General features: G+C 61.3%; 17 protein-coding genes. 8 read left to right on the forward strand and 9 right to left on the reverse strand.

The window, feature by feature from the left end; all coding sequences use genetic code 11:
- Positions 1-60 precede the first annotated feature (60 nt).
- On the forward strand, positions 61-2,094 hold the full coding sequence (gene metG / locus OKC44_RS09565) for a methionine--tRNA ligase (protein WP_130632343.1): 2,034 nt from the start codon (positions 61-63) through the stop codon (positions 2,092-2,094).
- 207 nt (positions 2,095-2,301) lie between these two features.
- Entirely contained in the window at positions 2,302-2,937 is a 636-nt protein-coding gene (locus OKC44_RS09570; RefSeq protein ID WP_130632342.1) for a glutathione S-transferase family protein, read from the forward strand.
- A gap of 84 nt (positions 2,938-3,021) precedes the next feature.
- On the opposite strand, the gene OKC44_RS09575 is transcribed toward OKC44_RS09570, so the two are convergent.
- Complete coding sequence (locus OKC44_RS09575) at positions 3,022-3,294, reverse strand: acylphosphatase (protein ID WP_005300975.1); 273 nt, start codon at positions 3,292-3,294, stop codon at positions 3,022-3,024.
- Positions 3,295-3,379: 85 nt separating this feature from the next.
- Here OKC44_RS09575 and OKC44_RS09580 point away from each other — a divergent pair, with 85 nt between their 5' ends.
- Complete coding sequence (locus tag OKC44_RS09580) at positions 3,380-4,810, forward strand: methyl-accepting chemotaxis protein (RefSeq protein ID WP_270812477.1); 1,431 nt, start codon at positions 3,380-3,382, stop codon at positions 4,808-4,810.
- Between the two features lie 105 nt (positions 4,811-4,915).
- A complete protein-coding gene (locus OKC44_RS09585; RefSeq protein ID WP_270812479.1) occupies positions 4,916-6,109 on the forward strand; it encodes a class I SAM-dependent methyltransferase in 1,194 nt (397 codons plus the stop codon).
- Between the two features lie 478 nt (positions 6,110-6,587).
- Here OKC44_RS09585 and OKC44_RS09590 read toward each other — a convergent pair whose 3' ends face one another.
- Positions 6,588-7,232: a glutathione S-transferase family protein gene (locus OKC44_RS09590; protein ID WP_270812482.1), complete on the reverse strand. Its 645-nt coding sequence runs from the start codon at positions 7,230-7,232 to the stop codon at positions 6,588-6,590.
- 259 nt (positions 7,233-7,491) lie between these two features.
- Between OKC44_RS09590 and OKC44_RS09595 the strand changes: the two genes are divergently transcribed.
- The 4 genes from OKC44_RS09595 to OKC44_RS09610 all read left to right on the forward strand — a co-directional run bounded on the left by OKC44_RS09595 (position 7,492) and on the right by OKC44_RS09610 (position 11,866).
- Positions 7,492-8,676, forward strand: a complete 1,185-nt coding sequence (locus OKC44_RS09595) for an acyltransferase family protein (protein ID WP_270812483.1) — start codon at positions 7,492-7,494, stop codon at positions 8,674-8,676.
- 383 nt (positions 8,677-9,059) lie between these two features.
- A complete protein-coding gene (selD, locus tag OKC44_RS09600; protein WP_016350735.1) occupies positions 9,060-10,097 on the forward strand; it encodes a selenide, water dikinase SelD in 1,038 nt (345 codons plus the stop codon).
- The gene (gene mnmH, locus OKC44_RS09605; protein WP_270812486.1) at positions 10,094-11,185 is read left to right on the forward strand and encodes a tRNA 2-selenouridine(34) synthase MnmH; all 1,092 of its coding nucleotides are present in this window, start codon (positions 10,094-10,096) and stop codon (positions 11,183-11,185) included. Before selD ends, mnmH begins: the two co-directional genes overlap by 4 nt.
- A 36-nt stretch (positions 11,186-11,221) precedes the next feature.
- Positions 11,222-11,866 carry an MBL fold metallo-hydrolase gene (locus OKC44_RS09610; protein WP_270812488.1) on the forward strand — a complete coding sequence of 215 codons (645 nt, stop codon included), beginning with the start codon at positions 11,222-11,224 and terminating at the stop codon, positions 11,864-11,866.
- On the opposite strand, the gene OKC44_RS09615 is transcribed toward OKC44_RS09610, so the two are convergent.
- From OKC44_RS09615 to OKC44_RS09645, 7 genes are all read right to left on the reverse strand, one after another.
- A complete protein-coding gene (locus tag OKC44_RS09615; protein WP_011706078.1) occupies positions 11,856-12,857 on the reverse strand; it encodes a response regulator in 1,002 nt (333 codons plus the stop codon). The genes OKC44_RS09610 and OKC44_RS09615 overlap by 11 nt on opposite strands.
- Positions 12,854-16,024 carry a hybrid sensor histidine kinase/response regulator gene (locus OKC44_RS09620; RefSeq protein WP_270812490.1) on the reverse strand — a complete coding sequence of 1,057 codons (3,171 nt, stop codon included), beginning with the start codon at positions 16,022-16,024 and terminating at the stop codon, positions 12,854-12,856. Before OKC44_RS09620 ends, OKC44_RS09615 begins: the two co-directional genes overlap by 4 nt.
- A gap of 205 nt (positions 16,025-16,229) precedes the next feature.
- On the reverse strand, positions 16,230-16,517 hold the full coding sequence (rplY, locus tag OKC44_RS09625) for a 50S ribosomal protein L25 (protein ID WP_270812491.1): 288 nt from the start codon (positions 16,515-16,517) through the stop codon (positions 16,230-16,232).
- A gap of 107 nt (positions 16,518-16,624) precedes the next feature.
- The gene (locus OKC44_RS09630) at positions 16,625-17,491 is read right to left on the reverse strand and encodes a hypothetical protein (RefSeq protein ID WP_219280830.1); all 867 of its coding nucleotides are present in this window, start codon (positions 17,489-17,491) and stop codon (positions 16,625-16,627) included.
- Between the two features lie 66 nt (positions 17,492-17,557).
- The gene (gene hrpA / locus OKC44_RS09635) at positions 17,558-21,457 is read right to left on the reverse strand and encodes an ATP-dependent RNA helicase HrpA (protein ID WP_270812495.1); all 3,900 of its coding nucleotides are present in this window, start codon (positions 21,455-21,457) and stop codon (positions 17,558-17,560) included.
- A 213-nt stretch (positions 21,458-21,670) separates the two neighbouring features.
- A complete protein-coding gene (locus tag OKC44_RS09640; RefSeq protein WP_016350742.1) occupies positions 21,671-22,093 on the reverse strand; it encodes a CBS domain-containing protein in 423 nt (140 codons plus the stop codon).
- Positions 22,094-22,177: 84 nt separating this feature from the next.
- Complete coding sequence (locus tag OKC44_RS09645; RefSeq protein ID WP_011706072.1) at positions 22,178-23,248, reverse strand: helix-turn-helix transcriptional regulator; 1,071 nt, start codon at positions 23,246-23,248, stop codon at positions 22,178-22,180.
- Positions 23,249-23,776: the final 528 nt, after the last annotated feature.

Raw genomic sequence — 23,776 nt, forward strand, 5'->3', positions numbered from 1 at the left:
CCAATTCGGGTAACATGCACGGCACTCTATCATCCCAACAAGCACATCAAGAACGACTATATGGCAACTGATCCTCGTACAATGCTGGTAACCTGCGCCCTTCCCTATGCCAATGGCTCCATCCATCTTGGCCACATGCTGGAACACATCCAGGCCGATATCTGGGTTCGTTATCAGCGAATGCGCGGTCACCAGGTGCACTTTGTCTGTGCCGACGATGCCCACGGCACCCCGATCATGCTCAAGGCCCAACAGCTGGGGATCACCCCGGAAGAGATGATCGCGGCCGTCTCCAAGGAGCACCAGGCCGACTTCGCCGGCTTCAACATCAGTTTTGACAACTATCACTCCACTCACAGCGACGAGAACCGCGAGCTGGCGGAGCTGATCTACGGCCGTCTGCAGGCTGGCGGCAAGATCAAGAGCCGCACCATCTCCCAGCTGTTCGACCCTGAAAAGTCCATGTTCCTGCCGGACCGCTTCGTCAAGGGTACCTGCCCCAAGTGCAAGTCCCCTGAGCAGTATGGTGACAACTGTGACAGCTGCGGCGCGACCTACAGCCCGACCGAGCTGATCGATCCGAAATCCGCCGTCTCCGGCGCCACCCCGGTGATGAAGGACTCCGAGCACTTCTTCTTCGACCTGCCGCAGTTTGAAAAATGGCTGGCAGAGTGGGTGCGCGGCTCTGGCGCCATCCAAGAAGAGATGGCCAACAAGATGCAGGAGTGGTTCGAGAGCGGCCTGCAGCAGTGGGACATCACCCGTGACGCCCCCTACTTCGGGTTCGAAATTCCCGGCGCCCCGGGCAAGTACTTCTACGTCTGGCTGGATGCCCCCATCGGCTACATGGCGTCGTTCAAGAACCTGTGCAACAAGCGCGGCGACATCGATTTCGACAGCTACTGGAAAGCGGACTCCGAGGCCGAGCTCTATCACTTCATCGGCAAGGACATCGCCTACTTCCACTGCCTGTTCTGGCCGTCCATGCTGGAAGGCGCCGGTTTCCGCAAGCCGACCAAGGTCAACGTACACGGCTACGTGACCGTCAACGGCGCCAAGATGTCCAAGTCCAAGGGCACCTTCATCAAGGCTTCCACCTATCTCAACCATCTGGATCCAGAGTGCCTGCGTTACTACTACGCCGCCAAGCTCAACAGCCGCATCGACGATCTGGACTTGAACCTCGATGACTTCGTCGCCCGCGTCAACGCCGACGTGGTCAACAAGCTGGTCAACCTGGCGTCGCGCAACGCCGGTTTCATCGCCAAGCGTTTCGACGGCAAGCTGGCGGCGACCTGCGCCGAGCCTGAGCTCTACGCCGAGTTCGCCAACGCCCGCACTGCCATCGCCGAGGCCTACGAGAGCCGCGAGTTCAGCCGCGCCATCCGCGAGATCATGGCGCTGGCCGACAAGGCCAACCGCTACGTGGATGACAAGGCTCCCTGGGTCATCGCCAAGCAGGAAGGCGCTGACGCCGAGCTGCAGGCGGTCTGCTCCGTCGGCATCAACCTGTTCCGCGTGCTGATGGCCTACCTCAAGCCGGTAATGCCGCTGCTGGCCGAGCGTGCCGAAGCCTTCCTGGGGGAAACCCTCAGCTGGGATGGCATCGAAATGCCGCTGGTTGATCACACCGTTGCCCCGTTCAAGGCGCTGTTCTCCCGCATCGAACCGGCCAAAATCGAAGCCATGATCGACGCGTCCAAGGAAGATCTGGCCAAAGAGCAGGCACCGAAAGCGAGCGGCCCGCTGGTAGACGATCCCATCAGCGAGACCATCAGCTACGACGACTTCGCCAAGATTGACCTGCGCGTAGCGCTGATCAAGAAGGCCGAAGCCGTACCGGAAGCGGACAAACTGCTCAAGCTGCAGCTGGATATCGGCGGTGAGACCCGTCAGGTGTTTGCCGGTATCAAGTCCGCCTACAATCCGGAAGATCTGGAAGGCAAGCTGACCGTGATGGTGGCCAACCTGGCCCCGCGCAAGATGCGTTTCGGCATGTCCGAAGGCATGGTGCTGGCGGCAGGCCCGGGCGGCAAGGATCTCTGGATCCTGGAGCCGCAGGACGGCGCCCAGCCCGGCATGCGCGTCAAGTAAGCGAAGCCCGGTCATCAAGCAATCAAGGGAGGCCTGCGGCCTCCCTTTTATTTTTCCCTCTTCGCCCCCTTCCCTCTTTCCTCTCCCCACTGAACGCCCTGGATGGTGCGCACTTCACCCCTTCGGTGCTTGTTGCGTTTGGGTAATTTGCCTAGACTGGCGATTCACTTCGGGCCCATGGCCCCCTTCATCAGGCAAGGAGCAAGCATGATCACCTTATATGGCACCCCCGTCAGTCGGGCCCTGCGCGTATCCTGGTTACTGGAAGAGCTGGACGTGGCGTGGCAGTTCCAGTTTCTCGACTTCGCCAAGGGCGAGAACCGCAGCGACTGGTTTTTGACCCTCAACCCGAGCGGCAAGATGCCGGTGCTCAAGGACGGGGAGTTTGTGCTGACCGAATCTGCCGCCATCATGCAGTACCTGGCCGAGGTGTATGGCCCGAACTGGCTGCCAGCCAGAGGGACCCAGACCTCGGCGCTGCACGCCCAGTGGGTCAGTTTCATCACCTGCGAGCTGGAGCAGCCGCTGTGGACCATCGGCAAGCACCGCTTCGCCCTGCCCGAGGCCCAGCGTCTGCCGGCCATCTTCCCCACCGCCAAGTGGGAGTTCGACAAGGCGGCGGCCATCGCCGAATCCTGGGTACCCGAGCAGGGTTACCTGCTGGGGGAACAGATCACCATCGCCGATCTGCTGCTGGCCCATACCCTGATGTGGGCCACCCGCTTCGAGCAGACCATTCCCCCCAAGCTGGCGGCCTATCGGGATCGTCTGGCCAAACGCCCCGCCCTGCAGGCGGTGCTGGCCAAGACCCAGGCCATCGCCGATGCCGCCCAGGCCGGCTGACCCAAGAGCGCCATCGACGCAAACGGGAGCCTGTGTGGCTCCCGTTTTTCATGGCGGTTCGGCGTCATTGGCGTGGCAAGGCGCTCAATTGGTATGAAAGCCGCTCCCCTTGGGTGGCGGCGCCACTTCATACTCCATCCGGGTCACCTCGGCGGTGCGCGGCCCGCGCTCCAGCCAACCCAGCATCATTTGCACGCTCTGCTCCGGCCCGCAGATGAGGATCTCCACCGAGCCATCTTCCAGGTTGTAGGCATGGCCCCGCAGCCCCAGTTGCAGCGCCCGCTCCCGGGTGAAGTAACGAAACCCCACCCCCTGAACCAGGCCCCACACTCGCACGACAAACGATTGCTCTCCCATTTCTCACACCTTCCCCTTAAGAAATTTCCCCCCAAGGCGATAATGAGCGCGACACTCTCATCCCCTTGCAGGACGCAATACCATTATGAAAGAAGTAAAGTTTCGGTGGGTTGACCGTTATCTCATTCACCTCACGATCAGCGAAAAATTTCTCATCACCTTCTGGTGCCCGCTGCTGTTCATCGCCTTTCTCAGCTGGTATCTGCTGGCCGACGGTCACCAGCAACAGATACAGCTGCGCCTGGATCAGCTCAAGCAGCGGGTCGAACTGAGTGCCCAGCTCTCAAGCCAGCATGCCGGTCTCACCCTGCCGGCCGAGCTCACGCTGAGCCCGACCGGCAGCACAGGGCTAACCCGGCAGGGCGACATCTATCGATACGGCGCCAGCGCCGGTCAGGCCGGGATCGTCACCGGCACCCTGGATGCCTCCCGCTACTCCATGTGGGATGGTCAGGGCACCACGCTCACCATCATCGCCGTGCTGGCTGCCCTGCTGGCGCTGGTCACCCACTACCTGATGACCTTTGTCTCCGGTGCGCTCTACTCCACCAACAAGGCGTTGCAGACCGTGGCGGATGGCGACCTCACCTTCCGCCTCAACTTCTTCCCGGTGCGCGACGAGTTCTCCATTCTGGCGGGCAGCATCGACAGGTTCACCGACCGCCAGCACAAGATAGTGCAACTGGTGGAAGAGTCCGCCGAGGCGCTGACCCTGGCCGCCGACGAGTTTCGCGATCACGCCAGCGAGGGTGAGAGCATGGCCCGCTCCCAGCGCCAGCACATGGACTCCCTGGCCGCCGCCATGGAGCAGATGTCTGCCGCCATCCGTGAAGTGGCCCGCAACGCCAACGACACCCTGCAGCAGACCCGTCAGTCAAGTGAAGAGGCGGCCAACGGCGCCGCCCGGGTATCGCGCACCATCACCGCCATCCGCACCCTGGCCGACGAGATCGGCAACGCCTCCGGCGCGGTGGGACGGCTGACCCACAACGCCAATCGCATCAACGAAGTGGTCAACGTCATCAACGCCATCTCCCAGCAGACCAACCTGCTGGCCCTCAATGCCGCCATCGAGGCGGCCCGCGCCGGCGAGCAGGGCCGCGGCTTCGCGGTGGTGGCCGACGAGGTACGCACCCTCGCCAGCCGCACCCAGCAGGCCACGGTGGAGATCCAGCAGATGATCGAAGAGCTGCAGGCCGGCACCGGCGCGCTGAACGACATCATGGAGAAAACCGTAGGTCGCGCCGCCAGCAGCCAGGCCTTGATCAGCGAAGTGGGGCTCGACATCGACAAACTCAGCAACCACAGCGATGCGGTGCTGGAGATGAGCACCCAGATCGCCACCTCCAGCGAGCAGCAGAGCTCGGTGGCCGAGGAGATCACCCGCAATCTGGATCAGGTGCGCCACGAAGCGGGTCAGGTGGAAGAGTCCGCCAGCGCCTCGGTGGCCGGCACCGCCGGCCTCAAGGCCACCGCCACCGAGCTGGCACAGGCATTGAAGGGGCTAAAAATCTGATTAGCAAGCTCCCAAAGCCTGACGCTATCTGCCAAGGTTGTTTGAGTTTTGCCAGCGGGCCACATAGAATGTGGCCCCTTTTCTTTTGACCATCTGGCAACCCCCATGAGCGCTTCCATCTATCTCGTCAAAGGCCGCGAAAAATCCCTGCTGCGTCGCCACCCCTGGATCTTCTCCAAAGGGATCGAGCGGGTACAGGGCAACCCCATCGATGGCGATACCGTCGAGATCTACACCCAGGATGGCAAGTGGCTCGCCCGCGGTGCCTGGTCCGGCAGCTCCCAGATCCGTGCCCGGGTCTGGACCTTCGACAAAGAGGAAGCTGTCGATCTCGACTTCTTCATCCGTCGCCTCAAATACGCCCAGGAGTCCCGCGATGGGCTCATCAAGCGTCAAGGCCTCACCGGCTATCGCCTCTGTGCCGCCGAATCCGACGGCCTGCCGGGTCTGACCATCGACCGTTATGCCGACTTTCTGGTGTGCCAAATTCTCTCCGCCGGCGCCGAGTTCCAGCGCGAGCTGATAACGCAAGCGCTGCGCACTCTCTACCCCGAGTGCAGCATCTATGAGCGCTCCGACGTGGCGGTACGCAAGAAGGAAGGGCTGAAGGAACGTACCGGTGTCATCTATGGCGAGACCCCGACCGATCCCGTGATCATCGAGGAGAACGGTGGCGTCAAGATCCTGGTGGACATCCGCAACGGTCACAAGACCGGCTTCTATCTGGATCAGCGGGACAACCGCCAGGCTGCCGCCAAGTACACCGAAGGCAAGCGGGTGCTCAACTGCTTCTGCTACACCGGTGGTTTTGGCGTCTACGCCCTCAAGGGCGGCGCCAAGGAAGTGATCAACGTCGATCTCTCCCAGAATGCACTGGATATCGCCCGCCAGAACGCCGAGCTGAACGGGCTGGATACCAGCAACACCCAGTTCGTTCGTCACGACGTGTTCAAGCTGCTGCGTGAATACCGCGAAAAGGGCGAGAAGTTCGATGTCATCGTGCTGGATCCGCCCAAGTTTGCCGAGAGCAAGGCCCAGCTGCTGGGCGCCTGTCGCGGCTACAAAGACATCAACATGCTGGCGTTCCAGCTGCTGGCACCGGGTGGCGTGCTCTTGACCTACTCCTGCTCCGGCCTGATGGAGCAGAGCCTGTTCCAGAAGATCGTCGCCGATGCGGCGCTCGATGCCGGTCGCGACGCCCAGATCCTGGAGCTGCTCTCCCAGGCATCCGATCACCCCATCGGTACCGCCTATCCGGAAGGCTTCTACCTCAAGGGGCTGGTGGTGCGCGCCCGCTAAGCCGAGCAGACCAGCGCTGCCCCCTGTCCCCGGTTCCAGATCCGGGCCAGGACGTCCGGCAAATCATCAAAAAGCCCGCGATCAAAGCGGGCTTTTTTCATGCGGCCGCCAAAGAGATAACCGCCCCCCGACTTTGCCACCAGCAGCGATGGGTGCTCCTGTCTCTCCTCTTCAACTGACGACAGCCATCCTCAATCTGGAATTGCCCCATCGTTAGCCCGATTCTCATCTCTCTTTCACCCAGACATGGCATACACAGCCCACCGGCAGGGACTGTTCGGCATTTTCTTTATGCAAAAACATGAAATATTACGCATCAACATTAAAAATTCCTCGGGGAAATATCGGCCATAAACGCATACTCACTCACCTGAATGAATATCACTGTTTTTTCCCTGCGGTTGATCACGCCATGCCCCTGTCCACCTCGCACATTGCTCGGGGCGGCAATAATTCCGCCCGCAACAAATCATCCCGCTCAATCACGCGCCGGCGCGCCCAGCGGGAAGTAGTGCCGAAATGGCCTGGCCTCCTCCACTACCCGCACGATGGAGGGATGGCTAAGCAACCGGGCGCGATAGGCACGCAGACGGCCATATCCAGCGGGGATCTCGTGGGCCCAGTCGGCGTAGAAGAGCGAGGGGGCGGCGGCGCAATCGGCCAGCGTGAAGTCTGCACCGGCAATCCAGTAGCGTCCTTCGAGCCGCTGATCGAGCCAGGGGTAGATCTGATCGAGCAGCTCGCGGGCCTCCGCTACGCCATAACGGTCGCGATCCGCGATCGGGCGCAGCGCATCCAGCACCACTTTTTGCATCGGCGTCATCACATAGTTATCGAAGACGCGATCCAGCATATGCACCTCCAGACCCGCATCGCCAGGCGGGATCAGGCAGACGGGGCCCCGGTGGTGCGCCTGCAGATGGGCGACTATGGTGCTGCTCTCGAGAATGCAGCGACCGTCATCGAGCAACACGGGGAAGCGCTTGAGTGGCCAGAGGGCGGCAAGTTCGGCGTTGGCCGCCGGCTCTTCGAGATTCCGGTACTCGAACGGGGTGGCATTCTCGTAGAGGGCGATCAACACCTTCTGGCTGTAGGATGAGAAAGGATGGGCATAGAGTTTCATCGGGACAATCCTTGCACGCTGATGGATGACTTCCCTAGTCTAGATCCCCTCTCACCTTCGCTGCAGCGCGGATCCCTTGCTGGTTTTTGGATGATAAATGCGCATTCATGACGAAAATCACACCCGTATGGCTCTCTTTTAGGTAGGGTGATCCCGCCTGTGGCCGCCAAGCCTGGGCAGCCGACTCATCAGGGTTGATGAGCGGCACCACAACAAAAATCGATGTCAGGCCAAGCTGAACATCATCAAGGATCCCGTCATGAATCAATCATTGCCGCTGTTGACGCCGCTACGGGGCATCGCTGCCCTGATGGTGGTGCTGTTCCACGCCCGCTTGCTGCTCTTTCCCCAGTGGATGGAGTCGATCGCCGGCCACACCCAACTCATCGAGAACGGCTACCTCTGGGTCGATCTGTTCTTTATTTTGAGCGGGCTGGTGCTGGCCCATGTCTACGGGGAGGGCTTCGCCCGCTCGCCCCGCACCATCGGTTATGGCCGCTTCCTCTGGCTGCGGCTGACCCGGGTTTATCCCCTCTACCTGGTGACCCTGCTGCTGCTGCTGGGCTGGGAGCTCTACAAGGCCCACCATGGGATTGGCTTCTACGCCGGCCCCCTGTTCAAGATGTGGGAGTGGGAGGGAATGCCTCCTTTTGGCTCCCCCTTTACCCCGGCCGAGGCGTTGCCAAGCAGCCTGTTGCTGCTGCAGGTGGTGACCGATCACGGATTGACCTGGAACTTCGCCGCCTGGTCGCTCAGCGTGGAGTGGATCAGCTATCTGCTGTTTCCGCTGCTCATTCCGCTCGCCGTCACCCGCAGCCGCTGGAGCAACCTCGCCCCCTTGCTGGCCCTGACGGTGCTGGCCTTTATCGTGCACAGCCAGGGTACCCTGGATGTCACCAGCGGGGCGCTGGCCATCGGGCGCGGGGTGAGTGAATTCGTGCTCGGCCTCTGGCTGCTGCCGAAGGTCAAGGCCGCCCAGCAGTGGCCCATGATGCAGCGGGATCTGCCGCTGCTGCTCGCCTTTCTGCTCCCCTTCGCTCTGATGCAGTTCACCATGACGCCGCAGCTGACCCTGCTGCTGATCAGCGCCTACGTGCTGCTGATCTGGCTTGCCGCCTGCCAGGGCGATCGCCAGAGCCCGCTGCTGCGCCTGCTGGACAACCGCTTCACCAACTGGCTGGGAGATCTCTCCTACTCCCTCTACCTGCTTCACGCCCTGGTGCTGCTCACCGGCTGCGAGCTCATCCACTATCTGGCGCCAGGGCTCACCGCGTGGTGGTACGCCCAGACCAACCCCTTGCTGGGTGTGTTGGCCACCTTGTTGATGCTGACGGTGCTGATCGGGCTCTCGGCGCTGAGCTACACCCTGCTGGAGCGGCCGCTGCAACAGCGCCTGCGCCGGCTCGGCAAGGCTCGCCAGCCGGTGATGGAGCAAGCCGGCTAAGTTCCCCACCAAAGATGGCCCCGATGGCAACATGGCTCGCCTTCGGGGCTACATTGGGGAGAGCCTTGTCAGCGTCATAGCGAAGGCTGACCCTTTCCTCTAAACCCGCCAATTCCCTGCGCTTTGTGTGAATTCCAGTTCGAACCAGAGCGGCCATTTGTGGCATAATGGCCCGTCCTGTGGCCCTTGGCGGGGCTGCGCCGGCGCATCTGTCGCCTCTCCTCCCCCGTCCTGCCAGACGGCCTTGCACGGCTGCCTGACATCGCTGCGCTCAAAGCCAGCCAAGGCCACCCGAATTTCGCGCGCATACGCGCACATTTGACGGCTCCACAGAGCCGCTGCACTTATTTGTACACGCAAGTTTGCACACACAAGGGGAAAGTATGTCTTCCATTCGTCTGACCCAATACAGCCACGGCGCTGGCTGCGGCTGCAAAATCTCTCCCAAGGTGCTCGACACCATTCTCAAGAGCCAGATCCCGGGCTTTGACGACCCGACGCTGGTGGTCGGCAACAGCAGCAAGGATGACGCGGCCGTGGTCGATATCGGCAACGGTCAGGGTATCGTCTCTACCACCGACTTCTTCATGCCCATCGTCGATGACCCCTTCACCTTCGGCCGCATCGCCGCCACCAACGCCATCAGCGATATCTACGCCATGGGCGGCAAACCCATCGTCGCCATCGCCATCCTCGGCTGGCCCATCAACACCCTGGCGCCGGAAGTGGCCCAGCAGGTGATCGACGGCGGCCGTCAGGTGTGCCACGAAGCGGGTATTTCTCTGGCCGGCGGCCACAGCATCGATGCCCCCGAGCCCATCTTCGGCCTCGCGGTGACCGGCATCGTGCCGCTCAATGCCATCAAGCAGAACGACACCGCCAAGGTGGGTGACACCCTCTATCTGACCAAGCCGCTTGGCATCGGCATCCTCACCACCGCCCAGAAGAAGGGCAAGCTCAAACCCGAGCACGAACAACTGGCCCCCAACGCCATGTGCACCCTCAACAAGATTGGCCAGCGCTTTGCCGAGCTGCCCGGCGTGCATGCCATGACCGACGTGACCGGCTTTGGTCTGGCCGGCCATCTGCTGGAGATGTGCGAAGGGTCCGGCGTCAGTGCCCGTCTGGACTTCAAGGCGCTGCCGCTGCTGGACGAGGTGGATTACTACCTGAGTGAGGGCTGCGTACCGGGTGGTACCCTGCGCAACTTCGACTCCTATGGCGACAAGCTGGACGCCATGGATGATCGCACCCGCAACATCCTGTGCGACCCGCAGACCAGCGGCGGCCTGCTGGTAGCCGTCGGTAAAGAAAGTGAAGCCGAGCTCCTCGCCATTGCCGCACAGGCAGGGCTGACCCTCTCCCCCATCGGCCAGCTGCAGGCCCGCACCGGCAACCAGTTCATCGAGGTTGTCCAATGAGTGCACTGCCACTGGCCACGGATTACGCCCGGATTTTTCTGGATGACGTTCCGCTCATCGACCTGCGTGCCCCCATCGAGTTCAAGGAGGGGGCCTTCCCCTGCTCCACCAATCTGCCATTGATGACGGATGATGAGCGGGCCCAGGTCGGTACCTGCTTCAAGCAGCAGGGGCAGGCGGCCGCCATCGCACTGGGCCATCAACTGGTCGGTGGCGCCGTGCGGGCCGAACGCCTCGAGGGCTGGCTGGCCCAGCTGCGCCGGCAGCCGGATGCCGTGCTCTACTGCTTTCGCGGCGGCCTGCGCTCGCAAACGGTGCAGCAGTGGCTGCATGAAGCTGGAGTCACCCGCCCGCGGATCGCCGGCGGCTACAAGGATCTGCGCCGCTTCCTCATCGATACCCTAGACAGTGCGGCGGCTGAGTGCCAATGGGCCGTGCTGACCGGCATGACCGGCTCCGGCAAGACCCACATGCTGGCCGAGGTGGCCCAGGCGCTGGATCTGGAAGGCCATGCCCATCACAGGGGGTCGTCGTTTGGCCAGCTGCCAGGCGGCCAGCCCAGCAACATCAACTTTGAAAACAACCTGGCCATCGAGCTGCTCAAGCGTCGCCATCAGGGTGAGCAGGCGTTCGTGGTGGAAGACGAGAGCCGCCTCATCGGTCGCTGCTGCCTGCCCAATCCACTGTTCGATGCCATGAGCCAGGCGCCGCTGGTGGTGGTCGAGGTGCCGCAGAGCGAGCGAGCCGAACAGATCCGCCAGGACTATGTGCACGATCTCTGGCTGCGCTATCAGGCGATGTTTGGCGCCGAAGAGGGCTGGCCACTGTTTGCCGCCTATCTGACCGATGCACTGGCCAGACTCAAGCGCAGGCTTGGCGATCAGGCCCATCGCGAGCTGGACGCCCTGATGCAGAGCGCGCTCGCCGAGCAAGCCAGCAGCGGTGATACCTCGCTGCACCTGGCCTGGATCACCCTGTTGCTGACCCGCTATTACGATCCCATGTATCTTTACCAGCTTGGCAACAAGCGCGAGCGCATCATCTTCCAGGGTGACAAGCAGGCTTGCCTCGACTTCTTTGCCAAGTAGCGCACCTGAATCAGCGGCCCATCAAGAGGACCCCATATGTTGAAATTCGAGGTGATCCCGGTCACCCAGTTTGCCCAGAACTGCTCCCTCATCTGGTGTGACGAGACCCATCAGGCCGCCCTCATCGATCCGGGCGGCGAAGCGGACAAGCTGCTGGCCGCCATCGCCAAACGCGGGCTGACCCTGACCCATATCCTGCTGACTCACGGTCATCTGGATCACGTCGGTGCTGCTGCCGAGCTGCGGGAGAAAACCGGGGTGGCCATCACCGGCCCCCACAAAGAGGATGCGTTCTGGCTCGACATGCTGCCCCAGCAGAGCCAGATGTTCGGCTTCACCCATACCCCCGCGTTCACGCCGGATCACTGGCTTGAGCAAGGTGACAAGGTAAAGGTGGGTCAATGCGAGCTGGAGGTGTACTTCTGTCCAGGCCACACCCCGGGCCATGTGGTGCTGCTCTCTCAAACCGAGCGGCTTGCCTGGGTGGGCGATGTGCTGTTTGCCGGCAGCATAGGTAGGACCGATTTCCCCCGTGGCGATCACGGGACGCTCATCAAGTCGATCACCGAGACCCTGCTGCCCCTTGGCGATGACATCGTCTTCATCCCCGGCCACGGTCCCAGCTCGACGTTCGGCCGCGAACAGGCAAGCAATCCCTACCTGACACAACCTATCTGGTGATCCCCCGCTCCTCGCGGGTGTCCCACTGGGCCTTGAGGCGCAAGATCTCCGGCATGATCTCGAGAAAGCAGGCGAGCAGCCGGGGATCAAAATGCTGGCCAGCACCGTCACGCATCGTCGCCAGCACCTGCTCCAAAGGCCAGGGCTCCTTGTAAGGGCGACGCACGCTCAAGGCATCAAACACATCGGCGATGGCCACGATCCGCGACGCCTCGGGGATCCCTTCGCCGGTTTCTCCTGCAGGATAACCCGAGCCGTCCCACTTCTCGTGGTGATGCAGGGCAATCTCCGCCGCCATGCGAAAGATGAGCCCGTCTGAGCGCTTCAAGATTTCGTAACCAATGCGCGGATGGGTGCGCATGATGGCCCACTCCTCTTCGGTAAGGGGGCCGGGCTTCTTGAGGATGTGATCAGGGATCCCAATCTTGCCCATGTCGTGCATGGGGGCCGCCAGCTCCAGTAACTCGGACTGATCCGCACTCCAGCCTGCCGCGTCGGCCAGGGCTCGGGCATAGGCGGCCATGCGCCAGATATGTACCCCGGTGTCGGTGTCGTTGTAGTGACCCGCCTCACTCAGCATCACGATGGCAGTGCGGTAGCTGCGCTCGAGCTGATCGAGGCGCACCAGCGAGAGGTGAGTGCGCACCCGGGCGCGCACCGTGCTTGGGCAGACCGGCTTGTAAATGTAATCCACCCCGCCCGCCTCGAACCCCTGGCTCTCGCTGTCCGGGTTGTCGCTCGCCGTGATGAACAGTACCGGGATCCCGGCGTGGGCCGGATCGGCCTTGAGCCGGCGGCACACCTCGTAGCCGTCCATGTCAGGCATGCGCACGTCAAGCAGGATCAGGGCCGGTTCGTGGCGCGCCACGGCGGCCAGCCCCTCTTCGCCGCCCTTGGCAAAAAAGAGGCTGTACTCCTCCTTGAGGATTTGCCGCAACAGCCCGAGGTTGCTCGGCTCGTCGTCGATGATCAACACGCGCGGTCGATTCATGATCCAGCTGCCTCCCGATTGTCCAGATACCCCTCCAGCTTGCAGGTGGCGAGCTGGATGTCGAACAGCTCCAGGGCCGCACTGATCTCGCTCACCAGCTCAGCAGGCAAGTAACTCTTGGCCTGGCCCAGCGCCGGTTCAATCAGTTCCAGATCCTCGCTCATCAGTGCCTCACGCAGGGCGTGCAGGCACACCTCCTGCGCCTCGCCCTGCGCCAGCGGGGAGCTGACGGCCCCCGGCTCGCGCCCGGCATAGAGGTCGATGGCCTGCTGCGCCCGCTCCAGCGCCTCAAGGAAGGGGGCCATCAGCTGACTGGTGTCTCCCCCCTGCTCGATGGCCTCATTCAATTCTGCACTGATGCGCGCCACATCGGTGAGCGACAGGCTGCCCGCCACCCCCTTGAGCTTGTGTGTCAGGCTCGCGGCCGCATCAGTCTCGTGCTGGGCGATGTAGTCCGGCAGCACAGTACCGACCGTCATGTAGTCATCGCGGAATCGGCGCAGGTATTTGAGATAGACGGAGGCCTCCCCCCAGTTGCGAAGCCCGGTATCGATGTCAATGCCGGCCACCGGCTCCACGGCAGGTGGCGCGTCGTTGATCGTGAGTGGAACCACACTGTCGGGCAGGTAACGCAACAGGGTCGCGATGAGCTGCTCCACGTCGAGCGGCTTGGCGATGAAATCGTTCATGCCGCAGGCCAGCGCCGCCTCGCGTTGATCCTTGAACACCCCGGCGGTGAGTGCCAGCACGGGCGTCTCCTTGTGTCCCGGCAGCTGGCGCAGGCGACGGGTCGCCTCGTAGCCATCCATCACCGGCATCTGCACGTCCATGAGCACCAGATCGATACGCTGCGCCGAGTCGGCAAGGCAGGCCAGGGCCCGCTCCCCGTCGATGGCGGTGATCACCTCTGCCCCCTCCCGCTGCAGCAAGCGGGTTGCCACCTCCAGGTTGATGTCGCTGTCATCGACCAGCAGTATTTGAACACCAGGCAGGCGCAGACGGCGCTGGCCGCTCTCCAGCAGATCCACATGCTCGCGCTTCTCATGGATGAGGCGTGCCACCGCGTTGTAGAGGCTGGAGCCGGTGACCGGCTTGTGCAGCACCAGATCCACCTGCTCCGAGCCGGGGCGGCGCATCAACTCTTCCTGGGAATAGGCCGTTGCCATGATGATGATGGGCGAGCGATCCTGCTGCTCGAAAGCTCGGCGAATGGCCACGCAGGTCTCGAGACCGTCCATGCCCGGCATGATCCAGTCGAGTAGGATCACGTCAAAACGCTCCCCCTGCCGCAGCAGATGGTGCAAGGCCTGCTCGCCCGACTCCACCACCCGTGACTGCCAGCCGAGGGATCCCACCGTCATCGACAGGGTGTCGCGGGTCACCTGGTTGTCGTCGGCGATAAGCAGCGAGACGTGCTGCAACCGCTCGTGGAAAGCCTCGGGCCGCTCTACCTGCTCCAGCCGGACACGGAACCAGAACTCGCTCCCCTTGCCCAGTTCGCTGGTGACGCCGATGTCGCCCCCCATCAGGTTCACCAGGCGGCGACTGATGGTCAGGCCGAGCCCGGTTCCCCCAAAACGGCGGCTGGTGGAGGAGTCGGCCTGGGAGAAGGCATTGAAGATGTTGGCCTGCTGCTCGGGCGGAATGCCGATCCCGGTGTCACGCACCCGAAACAGCAAGGTGGCCATGCCGTCTTGCTCGGCTTCCAGCTCGACCCTGACTTCCACCTCCCCGCGCTCGGTGAACTTGATGGCGTTGCCGGTCAAGTTGAGCAATATCTGCTCGAGGCGCAGGGCATCCCCAACCAGGTGGGCGGCCTGCTCGGGGGCGCTGCTCACCACCAGCTCGAGGTGCTTGTTGCCAACGCAGGTGGACATGATGGCTGCCACATGATCGAGCACCTCTTCCAGGCTGAATGGCACTTGCTCGAGCTCGAGCCGGCCCGATTCAATCTTGGAAAAATCGAGAATGTCATTGATGATCCCGAGCAGAGCCTGCCCGGCCTGATGGATCTTGCGTACTAGGGCGCGCTGGCCATCGTCGAGCCCCCCCTGTTCGAGCAGGTAAGCCAACCCCATGATGGCGTTCATGGGGGTGCGGATCTCGTGGCTCATGTTGGCGATGAAATCCCCTTTGACCCGCGCCAGTCTGGCCGCCTCCTGCTGCGCCAGCTGCTCCCGATGCCGGCTGAGCACCAGCGAGGCCACTGCGGCGCCGAACAGCAACAGCAAGATGGCGCAAGTGGCCGAGATGATCCCCCAGATATGAGTGCGAATGGCCAGCAGCTCGCTGCGTGGCACCATGGAGGCAGCCTTCCAGGCCAGCTGATCGTGATTCAGTGCCGGGTACAGCGTGGTCCAGCTCCACAGACCGTCGGCAAGCTCAACCTGGCCGCTCGAAGCACCCAGGAATGCCTGCCAGGCCTGGGGAGAATACTGCTTCAAGGTGAGGTCCGGACGCTCGAGCATGAAGCCCCACTCTTGTGCCGGGTCCGGGCTGCGCAGCCAATAGCCATCCTGATTGAACAGCATGGTGTGATCGGCGGCCCTGCCACTGCTGTTGGCGAATACCTTGAGCATACGGCCGGCCTGCACGTTGATGAGCAGCAAGCCCAGATCGCGATCTCCCAGGCGCAGGCGCTTGGCAATACGGATCATGGGATTGAAGGGGCGGTCGATCACCCCCTGCTCGACGTTGAGATCGAGCGGCGAGACGTAAATCCGCTCCCAGGGCAGCGCCATGGCATCGTGGAAATAGTAACGATCCTTTTTGTTTTGCAGCTGGTCATCAGGCACACGCTGCAGATGCTGGCCCTGACGATTGAAGCGCACCAACTCCATGCCATCCGGCGCCAGCCAACGCACCTGGGCGTAGTCAGGATTGCGGTTCATCAGCACGGTAAACTGGGCGGCAATGTTGTCACGCTCGTTGCGACCCGCCGCCTCGAGCAGGATGGGCTCTTCAGACATGCTGCGCACATGGCGCAGCGGCACCGCCAACTCGTCATCGAGACGACCGCTGGCAAGCGACAGGAAGGTGCGCTCATCGCTCCGAACACGGTAGAGCTCGCGCTCGATCAGTGCGTCACCCAGCAGATACCCACCCACCAAAACCAGTACCAGAATGGGTGTGAACAGCAGGAAATATCCCCGTATGATTCCCTTCATCACGGTCAACATTACCCCGTATTTGGACTTGTTCGAATACTTTGTAGATGCCAGAGCATCACAGTTGGTGTGTTGCTGTCAATCATGCCTACAAGTAAAGACTAACAGTACTATTTGAGTATTTTATTTTTATCGGGGAAAAATGCTGTAAAAACAAAGAGGCCACCCGTTTGGGTGGCCTCTTTACTGGAACGTTCGCTGTCGATTAAACGCGAACGAAGTCCAGGTGAACCAGCTTGTAACGTACCGGGTGACGCTGGATAGCTTTCACTTTCACGTTAACTTCTTCGCTGTTGATAACCAGAGTCAGTACAGACTCGTAGAATTCCGGCTTTTCTTGGGCCAGGATGAATTTCTTGTGGTCAACGGTGATGGACTGGGCTTCTTTGCCTGCACCGTAAACGATGGCAGGAACTTGGTCAGCATGACGCAGGCGGCGGCTCGCACCTTTCCCCAGGTCAGAACGGACTTCAGCTTGGAATACGAAAGACATAATGTTTATCTCAATATAGATGAATGTATGGTGTTGACTGCGACCGGTCAGCACCTCGCAAAACGAGGGCGCATACTATCACGGGCTCCGAACAGTGACAAGAGACCTTAACGCCCCTGCTCCAACCGGGCAAAGCGCTGCTGCCGCTGGGCCGGGCTCAGGGCATCGAAGCGGGCCAGGGTCTGCGGCGCCGGACAATACAGGGTGTCTCCGGCCTTGACCCGAATACCGTTGCCCATCAGCGCCCGATTGTCATCGACGATGGCCAGCAGATAGCTGTAGGTATCCCCCGCCGCCCCCGTCACGGTACCGCTCTGGGCCAGCATGGCGGCGATACGCCAGAGCGTCTCCCCCGCCGCAACCTGATGACATACCCGTTTGCCGCCCGCCGCTGGCGCCGCCAGCGTGAGGGTACTGCCGGTCGGCTCGCTCGCCAGTGAAACCAGCGCGGGCTCCTGCGCCTCACCTGCTTGTGCAAGCAGCGTCGTAGGCGCTTGCCAGTCCGCCGCTCGCAGATTCAGAACGGCCAGCAGGGGCTCGGCACCCTCTGTACTATTGCTACGGGGCTGACCTGGTCGTTGCGGCGCGGCAAACTCGGCCATAAAGGACACGCCAAGGGTGACCACCTCTTGCTGCTGATGATGCTGATAAGGGGGGATAGCAACGGGGGCCAGCCCGTAGGCCGCCTCGTCAATGCGCCTTAACCTGGCCAAATAGGCCTTGGAGAGCTCGGCCTCCCCTTCGAACAGATCGAACGGTGGCACCAGCCTGGCCGGAAACAGCACCTGCCAGCGCCCCTTCTTCTTCTTGAGTTCCAAGGTGGGAAATTGATTGCCCCGCCAGGCCACGAACATGGCGGGCGGGGTGCGTTGCAGCGGGTAGTATTCCGGGTTCAGTTGCACCCAGGTTTGCTCGGCAATGGGTTGATAGCCACTGATGTTGACCATCGCCATCCCTAACCAGATTCCAAGCATCCTTGCTCCTCCGTCAGCGTCCAACCGGCCGGTAATACGGCACCGGCCCCTCTCCTTTACAGCAGATTAGCACTGAGCGATAGCGTTCAGCACCCGTTTATCGGAGACCGGATAGGGGGTTCCCAGATTCTGGGCAAAAAACGACACCCGCAGCTCCTCGATCATCCAGCGAATATTGGCCACCTCGGTGGGAATAAGCTGGGATTTGGGGATCTTGGCTAGCAGCGCCTTGTACTCGGACTCCACGCTATGCACCTTGAGCATGTAGACCCGATCCCGGTTGGGATCGATGGCGAGCTTCTCGAGACGCCGCTCGATGGCCCGCAGGTAGCGCAGCAAGTCAGGTAGCCGCTGCCAGCCGGTCTCGGTGACAAAGCCCTTGTGGATGAGGTTGCCCAGCTGCTGCTGGATATCGGACATGGCAAAGGCGGTGTCGAGCTGCATCTTGCCCTTGAGCCGTTTCTTGATCTCATGGGACAGCGTCAGCACGGCTTCCACCTGCTTGGCCACCTCCACCACCGCATCGTTGAGCTCGGCGCGGACATACTCCTTGAGCGCCTCGAAACCGGCCTCGTCCCAGGCCATGCCGCCGTGCTGCTCAATCAGCTTGTCACAGCCGCAGGCGATGCAGTCATCGATAAGCTCGGCCACCTTGCCAAACGGGTTGAAATAGAGCCCCAGCTTGGCCTTGTTGGGCAGCTTCTCCTGCAGATACTTGATGGGCGATGGCACGTTGAGCAGCACCAGCCTGCGCTGGCCCGCCCACATCAGCTGCTGCTGCACCACCGGGCTCTCCACCAGCTGGATGGCGACCGAATCCTTCTGATCCACCAGGGCCGGATAGGCTTTCACCTCGAAACCGCCCCGCTTCTGACTGTACTCTTGGGGCAGCTCGCCAAAGCTCCACAGGGTAAGGCCGGACTGCTCGATATCATCGTCCGCCACTTGTGACAGGGTCTCCTGCACCTTGCCGCGCAGCGACTCTTTCAATGCCTCCAGATCTTTGCCTTCCGCCACCTTCTTGTATTTGTCGTCCACTACCCGGAAGGTGAGTTTCAGGTGATCGGGCACCGCAGCCCAGTCCCAGGATTCACGGGGCACGGTCACACCGGTCATGCGGCGCAGCTGGCGCTCCATCTCGTCCAAGAGCGGCCCCTGCTCCGGGTTGATGCTGGCGAGCAGCGCATCGGCATAGTTGGGCGCTGGCACGAAGTTCTTGCGCATCGGCTTTGGCATCGACTTGATGAGGGCCACCAACAGCTCGTGACGCAGCCCCGGGATCAGCCACTCGAACCCCATCACCTCCACCTGGTTCAGGAGCGGCAGCGGAATATGCAGGGTCACGCCATCCGCCGCCTCCCCCGGCTCGAACTGATAGGTCAGCTTGAGCTTGAGGCGCCCCTGCTGCCAGAAGTTGGGGTAGTCAAGATCGCTGATGTGGGCCGCATCCCCCTTCATCAACATCTCTTTCTCGAAGTTGAGCAGCTCGGCGTCCTGCTTTTGCGCCTCTTTCCACCACTTGTCGAAATGGCGGCTTGATATCACATCCTCCGGCAAACGGGCATCGTAGAAGCGGAACAAGTCCTCGTCATCCACCAGAATGTCGCGACGACGGGACTTGTGCTCCAGCGCCTCCACCTCGGCTAGGAGCTTGCGGTTGTCACTGAAGAAGCGGTGGCGAGTCTCGAAATCCCCCTCCACCAGGGCGCGACGGATAAACAGCTCGCGGCACAGCGCCGGGTCGATGCGGCTGAAGTTGATGGTGCGCTCGTTGACCAGGGTCAGGCCATAAAGCGTCACCTTCTCCTTAGCCATCACGGCGCCGTTTTTCTTCGACCAGTGGGGGTCGCTGTGGTGCAGCTTGATGAGGTGGCCCGCCAGCGGCTCCACCCACTCGGGTTCAATCTTGGCGTTGATGCGAGCGTAGAGACGCGAGGTCTCCACCAATTCTGCAGCCATCACCCACTTGGGTGGCTTCTTGAACAGACCTGAGGCTGGGAACAGGTGGAAACGGCCGTTGCGGGCGCCGAGGAATTCGGGCTTTTCCAGATCCTTGTTGCCGATATGGCTCAAGAGGCCGGTCAGCAGGGCACAGTGCACCGTCTTGAAATCCGCCGGCTCATGGTTGGCTTTAAAACCAAGCTCTTTGACGGTCTGCCGCAGCTGGAAGTGAATGTCCTGCCACTCGCGCACCCGCAGGTAGGAGAGAAACTCCTTCTGGCACATGCGGCGGAACGGGTTGCTGCCAAGGGCATCCTGCTGCTCTTTCAGGTAGTTCCAGAGGTTAACGAAAGCGAGGAAATCGGAATCCTTGTCCTCAAAACGTCTGTGCTGCTCGTCGGCGGCCTGCTTCTTCTCCATGGGCCGCTCGCGAGGATCCTGAATGCTGAGAGCCGCGGTGATCACCATCACCTCGCTCAGACAGCCGGTCTGCGCCGCACTGATCACCATCTTCGCCAGACGCGGATCAAGGGGGATGCGCGAGAGCTGGCGACCGGTCTCGGTCAGCTGCAGTTTCGCTTCGCGATCGCCCGTGGCGGGCAGCTCGCGCACCGCCTCCAGCTCTTTCAAGAGGGTCAGGCCATCCTTGATATGGCGCGACTCGGGTGGCTCGACGAAGGGGAAGGCCTCCATGTTGCCAAGGCCGAGCGCCAGCATCTGCAGGATGACGGAGGCCAGGTTGGTGCGCAGGATCTCGGGGTCGGTGAAGGCCGGGCGGCCGTTGAAATCCTCCTCGGAGTAGAGGCGGATACAGATACCGTCCGCCACCCGGCCGCAGCGACCTTTACGCTGGTTGGCGCTGGCTTGGGAGACCGGCTCGATAGGCAGGCGCTGCACCTTGGTACGCCAGGAGTAGCGGCTGATGCGGGCGGTGCCCGGATCGATGACGTAGCGAATGCCCGGCACCGTCAACGAGGTTTCCGCCACGTTGGTGGCGAGCACGATGCGCCGCCCGGCGTGTTGCTGGAACACCTTGTTCTGCTCTGCGTTGGAGAGGCGGGCGTAGAGCGGCAGCACCTCGGTGTCGCGCAGGTTGAGCTTGCGCAGGGCATCGGCGGTATCGCGGATCTCCCGCTCGCCGTTCATGAAGATGAGGATGTCCCCCAGCCCCTCGCGGGCCAGCTCTTCCACTGCATCGAAGATCCCCTGCAGCTCGTCGCGCTCCTCCAGCCCTTCACTTTTATCACTGGTGAGCGGACGGTAGCGCACCTCCACCGGATAGGTGCGACCGGAGACCTCGATCACCGGTGCCTTGTTGAAATGGCGGGAGAAGCGTTGCGGGTCTATGGTGGCCGAGGTAATGATCACCTTGAGGTCGGGGCGCCTTGGCAGCAGCTGCTTCAAGTAACCTAGGATGAAATCGATGTTGAGGCTGCGCTCGTGGGCCTCATCGATGATGATGGTGTCGTACTGGGTGAGCATCCGGTCGTTCTGGATCTCCGCCAGCAGAATACCGTCGGTCATCAGCTTGATGTGGGTCTGTTCGCTCACCTGATCGGTAAAGCGCACCTTGTAGCCCACGTAGTGACCGAGCTCGGACTCCATCTCTTCGGCAATGCGGGCCGCCACGGTGCGGGCCGCCAGACGACGCGGCTGGGTGTGGCCGATGAAACCCTTCACTCCACGCCCGAGCGCCAGACAGATCTTGGGGATCTGGGTGGTTTTGCCCGAGCCGGTTTCACCGGCGATGATCACCACTTGGTGCTCTTCAATGGCTTTGGCGATCTCCGCCTGCTTCTGGCTGACCGGCAGGTTGTCCGGATAGGTGACCTTGGGTACGCCTGCCAGACGGGACTGATAACGCGCCAGTGCCGCATCCAGATCGGCGGCGATGGTCTCAAGCACGGCCGCCTGTTTGCCCTCGGGCAGCTTCTTGGCTCCGTGCAAACGGCTGGAGAGACGGCGGGCGTCGAGATTCATGCAGGCAGAGAGACGGCGGCGCAGCGCCTCGATGGAGAGAGACAAGGTACGAATTCCTTAAAAGAGTGCCCGGCAAGAGGGCCATATCGATAGCTTCGAGCGATCCTAAAGAGCGAGGCCGGAGGGTGCAAGCCTTAAAGCGGCCGCGAGGGCGATGAAAGAGGCGTTATCCGGGTAGGCGGCACTCCCCATCACCATAAGAAAGAGCAGGCCAGATGCCTGCTCTTGGGATGACAACAGTACCCCCATCAGCCGAGTTCAGGCCCGCGCCTTGCGCACGAAGCAGGCTCCCAGCTGGGCGTGGATGGCCTGCATCACGTCGTGGCGGCTGATGACCCCGAGCAGATGTCCCTCCTCCACCACCGGGTAAATCTTGGGTTTTTGCCCCATCATCATCTCGGCCAGCTCCAGGATGCTGGTATCGGGGCCGACGGCCAGTACCTCCTTGCGCATCACGTCCCGTACCTGGGCCACCTGTTCGCAGTGATAGGCCTCTTTCAACATGACGGCGATGCAGTCCTGCTCGGAGACCCAGCCCACCAGATGGCCCCGCCCATCCACCACGGGGCCGCCAAGCTGGCGGCTGTTGAGAAATTTTTCCACCGCCGCCTGCACCATCATCTCCGCGCTGAAGGTGATGGGCCGAGTCTGCATGTAATCCTTTGCCTTGAGTGATTCCATCCTGCATTCCCCCAACCGGCCTCCCGGCCGGGAGGCGCGAGCCGGGCACTATGTCCGGCTCACTCCAAGCATAGCTTGCATGGATCAGGAGATGGATTGCAGCAACAGCAAGAGCTCGTTCTGGCTGTGGCAATCGGTCTTCTTGAAGACCCCTTTCAGGGTCGAGCGCACGGTTTCCACCTTGACGCCGCGCAGCTCGGCGATGTCGTTGCTGCTGTAGCCCTTGCTCATCAGCACCAGCAACTCTTTCTCACCGATGGTGAGCGGATAGAGACTGGCCAGCGCTTCGATGTCGGGGTTGAAGGAGTGTTCGGGATCCCGCAGCACCACTTCCACATACCGCTCGAAGCGGTTAAGACCGCTCATCAGGGTGCACTGGATCAGCAACGGCCGCAGATTGGGCTGACGGGGAATGGACATATAAGCGCTGGCACCGGGGAGCAGATAGGCAAAGCCATTCAATATCTCTTTGAACTGGCGTTGCTGCTCCTTATTTTGCAGCGAGAAAATACCATTGCCTGCCCGCAACTCCACGTTCTCGTCGGCAATACGATTGAAGGCTACGTTGGAATAATGAATATGCCCTTTGTCATCCACGATGGCGCTGGGTTTATTGTGGTTTTTTACCAGCTGTTGCAGCTGATAGTTCTGGGTTTCCAGGGCCAGCAGGTTCCAATAATGTTGGCTCCAGGCCGCGAGGCCAGAATAAACTTCGCCAAGGGAAGAAATTTCCTGGGCGCTGAAATCATCCTGGGTGGCCGCCCGATAAGTACACAGGCTGCTAAGTCCCCGCCCCTTCACCCGGCAGACACCGCCGGCCGCGAACTGGGCGCCGAAGCTGGCCAGCAGACCCGCCGAGTTGGACAGCGTGTTGGCGCTGACGATCCCCTGGCAGCCCTTATCCAGATAGTGATTGAACCACACATCCTGGCGATGGTGCTGGACGTAGAACTGCTGCTGGGCCTCGGTCAAGCCGCTCGCGAAGAGCTTGATGCCGTCGCTCTTGTCATCATCGCGCAACAAGAACAGCGACGAGCTGCCCGACACGTCGGAGCGGAACTGGTCCACCACCAACTTAATGTCAGAATCATTAATACCGCACTCATATAACTGGCTTATATAGGGCGATACCCTTTCTTTTACTAATGCCTTCACACCCGAACTCCTAATTCTTATTTTTATTGAAGTGGCATCTTACTCTGCAATGAGAAATGCGAAAAGTAGTCAAATGAACAAAGGTTTTATAACTGATCCATAAATAGTAATGATGAAACGACATAAGCGTCTTCGAAAGCGAAAATCTTAAATCCAAGTTAATGTTTTATATGATCTTTGTCGCTGATGTTGGATCTGTCTGCAACAAGGCAACAGGCCAGTACCACGGTCAATTGTGCGCAAAAGCACTCCTCTTGCATCCTTTGTTGCGACAAGTTGCACTGCGGCGACAAAATCATCCCGCCAGCCGGACCGTTGCCCCAGTTATTCTGGGCCTGCCGCCGGCGCAACGCACTCCGCCATTCGCACGCATCGGCTGCAACTTGTCCAAAGATCTGCGGGCAACCAGCAAGGTTCTCTCGGCAACTCGAAGCGCTTCATCTCGACCTTCGTCCCCAACATCCTCCTCAACGTTTTGGTCAACGTGGATCAGTTGGTGGTGATCTGACTGCAACATGAGCACACCCA

Source organism: Aeromonas sp. S41-2, assembly GCF_027705845.1.
Classification (GTDB): Bacteria; Pseudomonadota; Gammaproteobacteria; order Enterobacterales; family Aeromonadaceae; genus Aeromonas; species Aeromonas hydrophila.